This is a genomic window from Amycolatopsis sp. NPDC049159, from assembly GCF_040648295.1.
Classification (GTDB): Bacteria; Actinomycetota; Actinomycetes; order Mycobacteriales; family Pseudonocardiaceae; genus Amycolatopsis; species Amycolatopsis pretoriensis_A.
The window spans coordinates 12,601-24,497 of the sequence record NZ_JBEZDL010000025.1; the positions used below are offsets into that span (position 1 = coordinate 12,601).

14 protein-coding genes and 1 pseudogene are annotated in these 11,897 nt (G+C 71.7%); 6 read left to right on the forward strand and 9 right to left on the reverse strand.

Annotation, left to right across the window (positions count from 1 at the left end; translation table 11 throughout):
• Window positions 1–6: 6 nt before the first annotated feature.
• Window positions 7–1,476, forward strand: coding sequence for an FAD-dependent oxidoreductase (locus AB0B33_RS37755; protein WP_360781065.1), 1,470 nt, complete (start codon window positions 7–9; stop codon window positions 1,474–1,476).
• Here the strand turns inward: AB0B33_RS37755 and AB0B33_RS37760 are convergent.
• On the reverse strand, window positions 1,473–2,135 hold the full coding sequence (locus tag AB0B33_RS37760; RefSeq protein WP_247024757.1) for a lytic polysaccharide monooxygenase: 663 nt from the start codon (window positions 2,133–2,135) through the stop codon (window positions 1,473–1,475). The genes AB0B33_RS37755 and AB0B33_RS37760 overlap by 4 nt on opposite strands.
• 158 nt (window positions 2,136–2,293) lie before the next feature.
• On the opposite strand from AB0B33_RS37760, the gene AB0B33_RS37765 reads away from it, so the two are divergent.
• On the forward strand, window positions 2,294–2,749 hold the full coding sequence (locus tag AB0B33_RS37765; protein ID WP_247024755.1) for a MarR family transcriptional regulator: 456 nt from the start codon (window positions 2,294–2,296) through the stop codon (window positions 2,747–2,749).
• Here the strand turns inward: AB0B33_RS37765 and AB0B33_RS37770 are convergent.
• The gene (locus tag AB0B33_RS37770; RefSeq protein ID WP_360781070.1) at window positions 2,721–3,875 is read right to left on the reverse strand and encodes an alpha/beta hydrolase; all 1,155 of its coding nucleotides are present in this window, start codon (window positions 3,873–3,875) and stop codon (window positions 2,721–2,723) included. The two genes, AB0B33_RS37765 and AB0B33_RS37770, sit on opposite strands and share 29 nt — an antisense overlap.
• A gap of 188 nt (window positions 3,876–4,063) precedes the next feature.
• On the opposite strand from AB0B33_RS37770, the gene AB0B33_RS37775 reads away from it, so the two are divergent.
• Both AB0B33_RS37775 and AB0B33_RS37780 read left to right on the forward strand, forming a co-directional pair.
• Window positions 4,064–4,717, forward strand: a complete 654-nt coding sequence (locus AB0B33_RS37775; RefSeq protein WP_360781073.1) for a VCBS repeat-containing protein — start codon at window positions 4,064–4,066, stop codon at window positions 4,715–4,717.
• Between the two features lie 60 nt (window positions 4,718–4,777).
• Window positions 4,778–5,608 (forward strand): NAD(P)H-binding protein, encoded by an 831-nt coding sequence (locus tag AB0B33_RS37780; RefSeq protein WP_360781076.1) that lies wholly within the window; start codon window positions 4,778–4,780, stop codon window positions 5,606–5,608.
• Here AB0B33_RS37780 and AB0B33_RS37785 read toward each other — a convergent pair.
• From AB0B33_RS37785 to AB0B33_RS37795, 3 genes and pseudogenes are all read right to left on the reverse strand, one after another.
• On the reverse strand, window positions 5,605–5,952 hold the full coding sequence (locus tag AB0B33_RS37785) for a transposase (protein ID WP_360781079.1): 348 nt from the start codon (window positions 5,950–5,952) through the stop codon (window positions 5,605–5,607). The two genes, AB0B33_RS37780 and AB0B33_RS37785, sit on opposite strands and share 4 nt — an antisense overlap.
• 118 nt (window positions 5,953–6,070) lie before the next feature.
• Window positions 6,071–6,286: pseudogene (locus AB0B33_RS37790) on the reverse strand (transposase); the annotation flags it as partial.
• A gap of 23 nt (window positions 6,287–6,309) precedes the next feature.
• The gene (locus AB0B33_RS37795; protein ID WP_360781082.1) at window positions 6,310–7,479 is read right to left on the reverse strand and encodes an MFS transporter; all 1,170 of its coding nucleotides are present in this window, start codon (window positions 7,477–7,479) and stop codon (window positions 6,310–6,312) included.
• Window positions 7,480–7,561: 82 nt separating this feature from the next.
• Between AB0B33_RS37795 and AB0B33_RS37800 the strand changes: the two genes are divergently transcribed.
• Window positions 7,562–8,098 (forward strand): ABATE domain-containing protein, encoded by a 537-nt coding sequence (locus AB0B33_RS37800; protein WP_247024745.1) that lies wholly within the window; start codon window positions 7,562–7,564, stop codon window positions 8,096–8,098.
• Between the two features lie 53 nt (window positions 8,099–8,151).
• Here the strand turns inward: AB0B33_RS37800 and AB0B33_RS37805 are convergent, their stop codons facing one another.
• Window positions 8,152–8,586 carry an OsmC family peroxiredoxin gene (locus tag AB0B33_RS37805; protein ID WP_247024743.1) on the reverse strand — a complete coding sequence of 145 codons (435 nt, stop codon included), beginning with the start codon at window positions 8,584–8,586 and terminating at the stop codon, window positions 8,152–8,154.
• Window positions 8,573–9,031, reverse strand: coding sequence for a MarR family transcriptional regulator (locus AB0B33_RS37810; protein ID WP_360781087.1), 459 nt, complete (start codon window positions 9,029–9,031; stop codon window positions 8,573–8,575). Before AB0B33_RS37810 ends, AB0B33_RS37805 begins: the two co-directional genes overlap by 14 nt.
• Before the next feature lie 273 nt (window positions 9,032–9,304).
• Between AB0B33_RS37810 and AB0B33_RS37815 the strand changes: the two genes are divergently transcribed.
• A complete protein-coding gene (locus tag AB0B33_RS37815) occupies window positions 9,305–9,808 on the forward strand; it encodes a DinB family protein (RefSeq protein WP_247024739.1) in 504 nt (167 codons plus the stop codon).
• Here the strand turns inward: AB0B33_RS37815 and AB0B33_RS37820 are convergent.
• Entirely contained in the window at window positions 9,795–10,565 is a 771-nt protein-coding gene (locus AB0B33_RS37820; protein WP_247024738.1) for a DUF1295 domain-containing protein, read from the reverse strand. The two genes, AB0B33_RS37815 and AB0B33_RS37820, sit on opposite strands and share 14 nt — an antisense overlap.
• Window positions 10,562–11,836: a cyclopropane-fatty-acyl-phospholipid synthase family protein gene (locus AB0B33_RS37825; protein WP_360781091.1), complete on the reverse strand. Its 1,275-nt coding sequence runs from the start codon at window positions 11,834–11,836 to the stop codon at window positions 10,562–10,564. Before AB0B33_RS37825 ends, AB0B33_RS37820 begins: the two co-directional genes overlap by 4 nt.
• Between the last annotated feature and the right edge of the window lie 61 nt (window positions 11,837–11,897).

Consider the following 11,897-nt stretch of genomic DNA (forward strand, 5'->3'; position numbering starts at 1 on the left):
AGGAAGATGCCGACCGAAGTGCTGATCGCCGGCGCGGGCCCGACCGGGCTCACGCTGGCCTGCGAACTCGCTCGCGGCGGCGTCCCGTTCCGCCTGGTCGAGGCCGCTCCCGGTCCGCGGCCCGGCTCGCGCGGCAAAGGCGTCCAGCCGCGCACCCTCGAGGTGTTCGACGACCTCGGCGTCGTCGGCCGCGTGCTCGCCCACGGCCGGCTCGCGATGCCGATCCGGTCGACCGCGCCCGACGGCGGGGTGACGACGAGCGGTGCCGAACCGGCGGGGGAGCGGCCCGACATCCCTTACCCGGCGAGCCTGATCACGCCCGAATGGCGGGTCGAAGAAGCACTGCGGCTGCGGCTGGCGGAACTCGGCGGCGCCGTCGAGTTCGGCACCGCGCTCGACGGCTTCGAGCAGACCGGCGACGGCGTGACGGCGGTGCTCGTCAAGGACGGCCGGCCCGAAACGGTCACCGCGCGGTGGCTGGTGGGGTGCGACGGCGGCCACAGCGTCGTCCGCAAGCGGGCCGGGATCCCGTTCGAGGGCGAGACCCGCGACGAGGTGCGGATGATCGTCGCCGACGTCGGTGTCGACGGCCTGGACCGCGACGCCTGGCACATGTGGCGCCACCCCGAAGGACTCGTCAACCTCTGCCCGCTGCCTTCGACGGATCTTTTCCAGTACCAGGCGAGCATCGCGCCCGGGCAGGATCCCGGGCTCGGTCTGGTGAACCTGCAGGAGATCCTCGACCGGCGGAGCGGCCGCACCGACCTCCGCCTGGGCGAGCCGGAGTGGGTTTCGTTGTGGCGGGCCAACGTCCGGCTCGCCGCCCGCTACCGCGAAGGACGCGTGTTCCTCGCCGGCGACGCCGCGCACATCCATTCGCCGGCCGGCGGGCAGGGGATGAACACCGGTATCCAGGACGCGCACAACCTCGGCTGGAAGTTCGCGGCGGGCGCCTCGCCGGTGCTGCTCGACAGCTACGAAGCCGAGCGACGACCGGTCGCCGCGGACGTGCTCGCGCTGTCCGACGCGCGTCTCAAGCTGGCGGTCGAGCAGAAGGGCATCCCGATCCGCCGGGACACCAAGACGATGCAGCTGGGCGTGAACTACCGCGGCTCGGTCCTGGCGCGCGACGACCGCGACGAGACGGCCGCGCTCCGCGCCGGCGACCGGGCCCCGGACGCGACCGGTCTGTCGACAGTGGACGGTGATCGCCGGCTGTTCGACCTGACCCGCGGCGGCCGCTTCACGGTGCTGGACTTCGGGACCGCGGAGCTTCCGCCGGACCTGACGACCTACCGCGTGGTGGCGCGACCGGCCGGTGCCGGCGAACTCGCCGACACCGCCGGTCACCTCGCCACCGCCTACGGGGCGACCGGCAGCACGCTCGTGCTGATCCGCCCCGACGGCTACGTCGGCCTGATCTCCGACGCGGGGGACGGCGAGGCGGTTTCGGCCTACCTCGCCGCGCTCCGCTAGCCGAAGTTCACGTCACTGCACCACATGTACGTCTGGTCCAGGTGCGAGGCCTGCCAGATCGTGAACACCACGTGCCGGCCCCGGTAGGCGCCGGACGTCTGGACGGTGAACGTGATGTCCTTGGCCGGGGCGTACTTCCCGGTCTGGGTGACGAAGTCGAGGTTGCCCCAGCCGAGGCGCTGCGTGGTGGGGTCGAACCCGTTCTTGCTGACGTAGACCCGGAAGTAGTCGGCGCCGTGGCTGGCCTGGTCGTACAGGTGCATGGCGAAGCTGCTGCCGAGGCTGGTCGCCTTCCACGCGCCCGGGGTGTTGAGGGAGTTGTTGCGGGACAGGGCGTTGCTGCAGAGCTGCCCGTCGGGGGTCAGGCCCTGGAAGTTGCCGCCGAGCCCGTCCCGCAGCGCGCTCATCCAGTTCCACATGGTGTCGGCGTTGGCCTGGAAGGCCTGCCAGCACATGGGGTCCTGCTGCTGCATGGCCGGGTTCGTGTGCTGGCTGCCCCAGTCCGTCCAGCACTGGTAGGCGCGGGTGGCGGGGCTGACGATGGTGCCGTGCGCCGACGCGGCCGGGACTCCGATGAAGAGTCCGGCGAGCGTGGCGATGATCAGCGCGAGGACGCTCCGCCGTCGGGTGACGGACCTGGAGCTGCTGCACTTGCGCATGGATGGGCCTCCATTCTCGGCGATGAGTGGTGCTGATCCATGTGGGAGCGCTCCCAGTGCGGAAGGGAGCTTAGCGGCGAATCGGGCAAAGTTCAACCAACAAGGTGGCCGTGCTGTTGGTCTGTTCCGCACGAGAGCCGGGTCGTTAAGGTGATGACGTGGTGACCCGGGCGGAGCGCAACGCGACGGACCCCGATCTGGGCGTCCTGTCCGGCCGGCTCCTGTTCGCCGTCCAGCGCGAGCTCTTCGCCACGCTCGCCGCCCAGGGCTTCGACGACCTGAAGCCCCGGCACGGCGCCGTGCTCGCGTACCTGGACGACGGCGGCGTCCGGGCGACCGAGCTGTCCCGGTCGTCCGGGCAGCACAAGCAGATCATCGGGACGCTCATCGACGAACTGGAAGCCCTCGGTTACGTCGAACGGCGGCCCGACCCGCGCGACCGGCGCGCGAAGCTGATCTGCCCGACCGGGCGCGGGCTCGCCCAGATGCGCGCGGCCGACGCGATCATGGCCGCCATCCAGCAGCGGCACGCCGACCGCGTCGGGCCGCGGGCCTACCAGGAGTTCAAGCGGGTGCTCGCCGACATCACCGAGCACCAGCGCGGCCGGTCCTGACCCCGATCCACTCGACGACGGCCGGCCAGGCCGGGTTTCCTGGCTGCAGCACGTCGAAGTGGCCACCGCCGTCGACATCGAGGTAGCGGGCCTCGCCGCTCTTCTCCGCGTAGCGGCGGCTCCACTCGGCGGGGACCACTTCGTCCGCGCTGCCGTGCACGGCCAGGACCGGGACGCCCGCGTCGGCCAGTTCGAGCGGCGACGTCCAGCGGTAGCGCTCGGGGTGGTGCCCGCCGAGCAGGAGGGGCACGACGCCGTCGCCGACGGTCTCGGCGAGGGCGGGCCACAGGTCGGGACGCGCCGGCTCGGGCGCGCCCTGCGGCGGTTCGGCACCGGGGTCGGTGAGGACGGCGCCGGTACCGGCCGCGGCGGCCGCTTCGAGGTCGAGCGCGCCGGCCAGCGTCACCACGCCGACCGGCGTGATCTTCGGGCCGGCGCCCGGCGCGTCCGGCGGGAGCACGCCGCGGTGCGCGGCCCACGCGGCCAGGTGCCCGCCCGCCGAGTGCCCGAGCAGCACGACGCGGCCGGTGTCGAGGGCCGGGTCCATGCCGTCGAGGGCGTCGACCGCGGCGGCGACGTCGAGGAACGTGCCGGGCCACCCGCCGCCGGGCTCGCCGAGCCGCCGGTACTCGACGTTCCACACCGCGTACCCGCGGGCGACCAGGTCGTCGGCGACGCCGGTGGTCTGGCGGCGGTCCCAGAGCGCGGTCCAGAAGCCGCCGTGGAACACGGTCACGACCGGGAAGGGGCCGTCGCCTTCGGGCAGGTACAGCTCGCCGACCTGCGACGGCCCGGGTCCGTAGACGACGGTGCGCACGCGGCGCGGACCGTCCTCGGCGTCGTCGTAGCGCACCCCGCGCTCGGCGCCGACCAGCCCGCCGATGGTGCCGAAGAAGGCGGCGATCGCGGGCAGGTTCGCGCCCTTGGCCTTCGACTCGTCCCACGCGGTGTCGTCGGTCCACTCCACGAAGTCCAGCCATGTGGTCTCGTCGACGCGGACCAGGCGCGCGGACAGGAACCCGCGGCGGTCGGCCCGGAACGCCGCCACCATGCCCGGGCGCGCGTCCAGCATCGCCCGGGTGTTCTCCGGAGTCACCGTGAAGGTGGTCATTTCGATGACGGACATCGCCGGCTCCTCGCTCGTTCCAGATAGTCAAGATTTATGACTAAATCCGGCCGGCCGGCATTCCGCGGTGAGGGCAGTTGCGTTCGTGTGGCACATCACACTCCGAGTGCACTTGATCCACTCGTGGCCGTCTTTCTTCGTGAGAGCACTTCCGGTGAAAAGATCACCGGAAGGTGGAGGGAGATCTCATGAACCGCATCGGAATCGTCCGCACCGCCACGGTCACCGGCGTCGCCGCCGCGCTGGGCCTGGCCGCCGTCGTGCCGGCGCTGGCCGCGCCCGCTGCCGACCCGGTCACCACGGTCGCCGACCTGAACGGCGACGGCGAACTCGAGACGGTGACCGCGCAGCTGGTGGGGGACGACCAGGTCATCTCGGCCACGGTGAACGGCACCTACACCTCGATCCACCTGCCGGCGGACAGCCAGGCCGGCCTCGAGGCCCCGCGGGTGGCCGACCTCAACGGCGACGGCCGCGCCGAGCTGATCGTGACCCAGTCGGTCGGCGCCAACACCACGTTCTTCTCCGCGCTGCACTTCGACGGCCGCAACCTCAGCCCGGTCGTCGGCCCGGACGACCAGCCGTTCTCGCTCGCCGAAGGCGGCGGCGTCGCCGCGCACCTCGGCTACCGGTGCACGCCGTTCGAGGGCGGCCGCGCGTTCGCGGTCGTCGCCAGTGAAAACGACGACGTCAGCCGCCCGACCGACCGGTTCACCTACTCGGGCACGCGCACGGTCTACACCCTGCGCGACGGCGCGTTGAGCATCCAGGAGTCGACGCCGATCACCGCCCGGCCGGCGACCGACCCGCTGCTCGCGGTGGACGCGGCCAGCTGCGCCTGACCCCTCCGTTTCCCGTATGCCGTACGATGTCGTACGACATACGGGAACGAGGAGGGTGCGATGACGATCCTGGTGACGGGCGCGACCGGCAGCGTGGGGCGCCTGGTGGTCGACGAGCTGCTGGCCACGGGGGTGCCGGTGCGGGCGCTGACCGTCGACCCCGGTCGCGCGAAGCTGCCGCCGGAAGCCGAGGTGGTGGTCGGTTCGCTGGCCAAGCCCTCGACGCTGCCGGTCGCGCTCAAGGGGGTCTCGGCGGTCTACCTGGCACCGATGGCGCGAACCGTGCGGCGGTTCTGCGAACTGGCGGCCGACGCCGGTGTCGAGCGGGTGGTCGCGCTGTCGGGCAGCAGTGTCGGGGACGGCCACGAGGGGTCCAGCGGCAACGAGTACGGCGCCGTCGAGGCGGCTGTCCGGGAAGCCGGGTTCGCTTGGACCTTCCTGCGGCCGGGGGCGTTCATGAACAACACGCTCGACTGGGCCGACATGGTCCGCGCGGGCGAGGTCCGGATGGCGTTCGGCGACGCCACGCAGACGCCGATCGACCTGGCCGACATCGCGGCGGTGGCCGCCCGGGTGTGCACTTCGGACGGACACGTCGGCGCGACGCACGTCCTCAGCGGGCCGGAGGCGATCAGCCTGCGTGAACAGGTCTCGACGCTGGGATCGGTGCTGGGCAGGGAGATCCGCTTCCACGAGCTGACCCGCGACGAGCAGCGCGCGCAGTGGATCGGTTACGGCGTCCCGGAAGCAGCCGTCGACTGGCTGCTCGACGGCTTCGAGGAGACGCTGCGGCACCCGCAGGTCCCGACCGGCGTCGTTCAGGACCTGCTCGGCCGCCCCGGGACGACGTACGCGCAATGGGCGGCCGCGCGGCGGGACGTCTTCGCCTAGGACGTGTCCTGGGGATCTTCATCGGAGATGGAGCGGTGATAGGCCGCTCGTTTGGCACAATTGCGCAGCTTGTGGAGGCTGGAGTCGAAAGCCGTCTCCTTTGCCTTGCGACGGGCGATCTGGTCCGCGCGTTCGGGAATGGTGGCCTTGATCCTGCGCGACCGCAGAGCCTTGTGTGTGCTCGGGTGGGTGTAGGCCTTGTCGGCCAGTACCCGCCCGGCCCGCACCTGCTGCCCGTTCACGTCGAGATCCCGGATCTCGTCCAGCGGCGGCGGCAGGTGCGGGTTGTCGCCGGCCTGACCGGGGGTGAGTTTCACCGCCAAGGGCAGCCCGCGCGGCGTCAACGGCCAGGTGAAGTTTGGTCGTCAGTCCTCCGCGGGAACGTCCGAGGCATTCCCCGTCGATGGCGAGGATGCGGCCGGCGCCCGGAAAAAGGGGGCTGTGCGGACTGGATCGAAGACGCTCGTGCGCGGTCTTCCCCGGCCCGTACCGCTCAGGCAGGTCACGCCATGGTGCACCGGTCCGCTCATTCCACAGAATCGCGTTGATCACCTGCCGGTGACTCCGCCGCCCACCTCGCCGCCCCGTCTCTGCAGGTAGCAAAGCCTCGATCCGCGCCCACGCCTTGTCTGTCAGCTCACCACGCCCAACCACAACCCATTGTCTGCACACGATCATGAACAAGATCCGCAGGACACGTCCTAGACGCGGGTGCGGGCCATCCCGGCCAGGCCGAGCAGGGGGAGCACGCCGGCGAAGACGACGACCGCCGTCCAGCCGCCGAGGTGGAACGCGATCGAGCCGGCCTGGGAGCCGATCGCGCCGCCGATGAAGAACGTGCCGAGGTAGATGCTGTTGACGCGGGCGCGGGCCGACGGGTCGAGCTGGTAGATCACGTGCTGGCCGGTCACCAGCGTCGCCTGGACGGCCATGTCGACGGCGATCGCGGCGATCGCCAGCAGGACGACGTTGTGCGCGCCGAACCCGGCGAGCGCGAAGGCGGCCGCGCACAGCACGAAGGCGCCCGCGGTGAGCCGCCGGCCGTGGCCGTGGTCCGCCCACCGCCCGGCCAGCGGCGCCACCGCGGCGCCGGCCGCCCCGGCCAGCGCGAACAGGCCGACGCCGAGCTGGCTGTAGTCGAACGGCGGCGCGGTCAGCACGAAGGCGATCGTCGTCCAGAACGCGCTGAAGGCGCCGAACATCGCCGACTGGTACAGCGCGCGGTGGCGCAGCGCGGGGTGCTTGCGCCACATGGCCAGTGTCGAGCGGATCAGCTGCCCGTAGGGGACGTCGGTCTTCGGCGCCCGCCGCGGCAAGGTGAACCGCAGCACGACGGCGAGCGCGGCCATCGCCGCCGCCGAGATCAGGAACACGACCCGCCAGCTCGTCACCTCGGCCAGGAAGCTGGCGACCACGCGCGAGAGCAGGATGCCGAACAGCAGCCCGCTCACGACCCGCCCGACGATCCGGCCGCGGATGTCGTCGGGGGAGAGGTCGGCGGCGAACGGGATGAGGATCTGCACGACGACCGACGTCGAGCCGACGAGCAGGGAAGCGAGCAGCAGCACGGCGAACCCGGGCGCGACGCCGGTGACGACCAGGCCGCCGCAGGCGACGGCGAGCAGCGTCGCGACGAGGCCGCGGTTCTCCAGCCGATCCCCGAGCGGGACGAGCAGCAGCATCCCGGCCGCGTAGCCGATCTGGGTGGCGGTGACGACCCCGCCGGCCGCGGCTTCGCCCACCCCGAACGTCCCGCGCAGCTCGGCGAGCAGCGGCTGGGCGTAGTAGAGGTTCGCGACCGTCAGTCCACAGGAGACGGCCAGCAGCAGCACCAGCCAGCCGGGCGGCGCCTGCTGCTTGGTCTCGGTCATGCGTGCCCCCAGGATCGGCGGAACCGGTTTGATCGGTTCCCGACGGTACCAGTCAAACCGGTTCCGGCGTACTGTGACCCTTATGACGGAACGCTTCCGCTCGGGCGCGGGCAGGCTGTGCCTCGACTTCGTCCGCACGCTGCGCTACCGCGGCACGCCCGCGGAGACGGAGGAACTCCCGGACGCCGCGGCCTGGGGAGCGTGGATCGACCAGCTGGGCCCGTTTTCCTCGCCGGTCCGCCCCGCGGATGTCGACGACGCCCGGAGCGCGCGGGAGGCGATCCACGAGCTGCTCACCGGCGCGGTGCGGCCGTCCTCGCGGCAGCGGTTGAACCGTTTCGCGGCGCTGCCGGTACCGGCACCTTCGCTGACGTCGTCGGGCGGAGTGCGTTGGCAGGCCGAGGATCCCGCGTCGGCGATGCTGGCCCTGCTGGTCCGCGACGCGCTGGACCTGGCGACGTCCCCGGAGTTCGCGCGGGTCCGCCGGTGCGCGGGCCCGGCGTGCGGCGCGCTGTTCCTGGACACCTCGAGGCCGGGCACGCGCCGGTGGTGCTCGATGGAGATCTGCGGCAACCAGGCCAAGAAGTCGACTTATCGAGCCAAGGCGACCACCCGCTGACACGGGAACGGCCCCTCGCCTGAACCGGTGAGGGGCCGTCCGCGGGGCGGGGCTCAGTTGAGGGCCGCGTCCAGGGTGATCGTCGTGCCCGCCAGCGCCTTCGACACCGGGCAGGTCTTCTCCGCGGTCTCGGCGTACTCGGCGAACTGCTCCGCCGTCACGCCCTCGATGGACGCGCGCAGCGTGATGGCGATGCCGCTGATCTCGAAGCCGCCGCCGGCCGCCGGGCCGAGCGTGACCTCCGCGCTCACGTCGATCGAGTCCGCGGTGAGCTTCTGCGCCTCGAGCACGCCCGACAGGTTCATCGCCAGGCACGACGAGTGCGCCGCGGCGATGAGCTCTTCGGGGCTGGTCTGGCCGTCCGGGTTGCCCGCGCGGGTCGGGAACGAGACGGAGAACGTGCCCGCGTTGGACGAGTCCAGCGTGACCTCGCCCTTCCCGTTCTGCAGTCCGCCGACCCAGTGGGTGGTCGCGTCACGGCTGGGCATCAGGGCCTCCAAGTGAGTAGGCGGCGGCCGACGCCGTCAGCCGCCGCAGGGTGTCGATGAGCTGCCGCCGCTCGGTGTCGTCGAGGCCCAGCGCGCAGCCGATGGCCGAGGGGACACCGGCGGCGCGCGTACGCGTCGAACGGCCTTCCTCGGTCAGGCTGACCACCACGGTGCGTTCGTCTTCGGGCAGCCGCGCCCGGGTGACGAGCCCGTTGGCCTCGAGTCGTTTGAGCAGCGGGGAAAGCGTGCCGTAGTCCAGGTGCAGCGCCTCGCCGATCTCCTTGACCGGCCGGGCGTCGGACTCCCACAGCACCAGCAGCACCAGGTACTGCGGGTAGGTGAGACCCAGCTCGCCCAGCAGGGGACGGTACGTGTCCGTCACCGCTCGCGACGCCGCGTAGAGCGCGAAGCAGGCTTGCTCGTCCAGAAGGAACTCGTCCGGCACGTTCGCAAACCTAGCCCACGATTACATCGTGCGCAAGGTGTTTGCGGATCCGGGTTGCCTGCCAGCGGGAGACCGCCTTGCTCGAGGGCTCGGGGACCGGATTCCCCGGGCGGCCGGGGCGGGTTCGGCTCACGCTCGGTTCGCGTGGCGGGCGGGGTGCGGGAGGAAGGCAGGTCGCCGACCGGGCGATGCCGGCGCGGCTCGTCTCAAGCCGACTCCGGGCCACGCGCCGCACAGCCGAAAGTGTCGGACCCCTCTGGCAGAGTCCCCGCCATGACCCGACCCGAGCGCCCGAAAGTCCCGCTGACCGGCGGCGAGCGCGAAATCCTGACCAGCCAGCTCGACTACCTGCGCGCCACCGTCGCCTGGAAGTCCGAAGGCCTCACCGACGAGCAGGCGCGGCGCGTCCACCTGCCCAGCGAGCTGACCACCGTCGCCGGGCTGCTCGGCCACCTCACCCTGAACGAGTGGTTCTGGTTCGCCGTCGTCGTCGACGGTGAGGAGGACACCTGGGACGAGCGGCTCGAAGCCGATCCCGACGCCGAATTCCGGTTCGCCGCCCAGACGCCGGTGCCGCAGCTTCTCGCGGACTACGCGAAGCAGTCCCAGCGCAGCCGGGAGATCGTCGCGGCGCGCGATCTCGACGACCAGGTGACGCACAAGGGCGAAACGTTCAACGTCCGCTGGGTGCTCACCCACATGATCGAGGAGACCGCGCGCCACACCGGTCACTTCGACGTGCTGCGCGAGCTGACCGACGGCCTCACCGGGGAGTGACCTTCTTGGGCGGCAGCGGGAAGAAGCCGCTCGTGCGCTCGACGTAGTGCGCGTACGCCGGGCGGGTCTTCGCCATGCCCTTCTCCAGCATGGGTTTCCCGGTGCCGCGGGCCAGGGTGAACGTCATCGCCACGGGGGAGAGGATCGTCAGCGCGCCCGGCCACGTCGAGCAGGCCAGCAGGTAGAGGCCCCACCACACGCACGCGTCGCCGAAGTAGTTCGGGTGCCGCGTGTAGCGCCACAACCCCGTGTCGAGCACCTTGCCCTTGTTCGACGGGTCGGCCTTGAACCGGCGCAGCTGGTCGTCGCCGATCGTCTCGAAGCCGAACCCGAGCAGCCACACCGCGACGCCGAGCCAGCCGAGCACGCCGATCCCGGTGCCGTACATCGCGAACTGCACCGGCAGCGAGACGAAGTACAGGATCAGCCCCTGGAACAGGTACACGCGCACGAAGATCCGCAGCGGCTCCTGCCGCATCCGCGCGTACCGCGGGTCCTCGGGCAGCTTGTGGTTGCGCAGGTGCAGGTGCAGCGAAAGCCGCCCGCCCCAGACGACCGTCAGCACCAGCACCACCAGCCGCAGGTACAGCGGCCCGTCGCCGAAGGGGAACGCGGCCAGCGCGACGACCGCGAAGCCGAGTCCCCAGAACGTGTCGACCGTGTCGTAGCGCTTGCGGGCCCGCGCGATCCCGAAGGTCACCAGCACCGCCACCACCGTGACGCCGGCGGTGAAGAGCAGCGTCGTGCCGAGCGTCATCGCAGCCACTCCCGCGTCGCCGGCATCCCGCTCGTCCCGTCCGGGTGCGGTCGCACCGACAGGATCTGGTCCACGCCCATCCGGTTCTCCTCGAACGCCAGTGCCCCGCCCACCAGGTACAGCCGCCAGACCCGCGCGCCGGTCTCGCCGATCAGCGCGACGACGTCGGCCCAGTTCGCCTCCAGGGTGTCGGCCCAGGCTCGCACCGTCCAGACGTAGTGCTCGCGCATCGCGTGCACGTCCCGGACCTCGAGGCCCGCGTTTTCCAGGTGCTCGACCGTCCGGCCCACCGGGCGCATCGTCATGTCGGGGGCGATGTACCGCTCGATGAACGCGCCGCCGCCGGGGGCGACGTTCCCGCGGGACATCTGCTGGATCAGCACGCGGCCGCCGGGCTTGACCATCTTGTGCAGCGTCGCCGTGTACGCCGGGTAGTTCACCTCGCCGACGTGCTCGCCCATCTCGATCGACGCGACCGCGTCGAACGGCGCGTCCGGCAGCTCGCGGTAGTCCTGGCGGCGGACCTCGACGCGGTCTTCGAGGTCGTGCTGGGCGAGCCGGGCGCGGATGTGCTGCAGCTGCTCGCCCGAGAGCGTGATGCCCACGGCGTGCACGCCGTGGTGCTTGGCCGCGTGGACCAGCAGCGAACCCCAGCCGCAGCCGATGTCGAGCAGCCGCATGCCCGGGCGCAGGCCCAGCTTGCGGCAGATCATCTCCAGCTTGTCGTGCTGCGCTTCCGCCAGGCCGTAGCCCGGTTCGTCGGAGGTGAAGTACGCGCTCGAGTAGGCCATCGACTCGTCCATGAGCAGCTGGTAGAACGCGTTGCTCAGGTCGTAGTGGTGGGCGATGGCGGACCTGTCGCGCAGCAGGCTGTGCAGCTTCCCGGTCAGCCGGGCCTCCTCGGCGGGCGGCTTCGGCGGCGGTCCGACGACGCCGAGGCGGGCGGCGAGCTTGACGGCTTCGGCCCAGTCCGCCGGGCCCATTTTCACGCGGTTGAGCTCCCCCGAGCGGGTGAGGGCCCAGATCCGGCGGAAGCCGTCCGCCAGATCTCCTTCGACGTCGAGGTCTCCGGTGACGTAGGCGCGGGCGAGCCCCAGCTCGCCCGGTGCGTAGAGCAGGCGCCGCAGGGCGCGGCGGTTGCGCAGGACGACGGTGGGCGCGTCCACCGGACCCACCCGGGTCCCGTCCCAGGTCCGGAGGCCGACGGGGAGCTGCCCGCCGAGGAGCTTCCCGGCGAACGAGGCGAGGCGGTGCGCGGTGCTGTTCGGCATGTCCGGGATTCGCTCCGCCCCGCGCGGTGGATTGGTGCCGCCGCCCGCCAATCCACATCCG

Coding starts and splice junctions, on each gene's coding strand:
- AB0B33_RS37755 (WP_360781065.1), top strand. CDS start 7: ATGCCGACCGAAGTGCTGATCGCCGGCGCGGGCCCGACCGGGCTCACG.
- AB0B33_RS37760 (WP_247024757.1), bottom strand. CDS start 2,135: ATGCGCAAGTGCAGCAGCTCCAGGTCCGTCACCCGACGGCGGAGCGTC.
- AB0B33_RS37770 (WP_360781070.1), bottom strand. CDS start 3,875: ATGTCCGTCATCGAAATGACCACCTTCACGGTGACTCCGGAGAACACC.
- AB0B33_RS37775 (WP_360781073.1), top strand. CDS start 4,064: ATGAACCGCATCGGAATCGTCCGCACCGCCACGGTCACCGGCGTCGCC.
- AB0B33_RS37780 (WP_360781076.1), top strand. CDS start 4,778: ATGACGATCCTGGTGACGGGCGCGACCGGCAGCGTGGGGCGCCTGGTG.
- AB0B33_RS37795 (WP_360781082.1), bottom strand. CDS start 7,479: ATGACCGAGACCAAGCAGCAGGCGCCGCCCGGCTGGCTGGTGCTGCTG.
- AB0B33_RS37800 (WP_247024745.1), top strand. CDS start 7,562: ATGACGGAACGCTTCCGCTCGGGCGCGGGCAGGCTGTGCCTCGACTTC.
- AB0B33_RS37805 (WP_247024743.1), bottom strand. CDS start 8,586: ATGCCCAGCCGTGACGCGACCACCCACTGGGTCGGCGGACTGCAGAAC.
- AB0B33_RS37815 (WP_247024739.1), top strand. CDS start 9,305: ATGACCCGACCCGAGCGCCCGAAAGTCCCGCTGACCGGCGGCGAGCGC.
- AB0B33_RS37820 (WP_247024738.1), bottom strand. CDS start 10,565: ATGACGCTCGGCACGACGCTGCTCTTCACCGCCGGCGTCACGGTGGTG.
- AB0B33_RS37825 (WP_360781091.1), bottom strand. CDS start 11,836: ATGCCGAACAGCACCGCGCACCGCCTCGCCTCGTTCGCCGGGAAGCTC.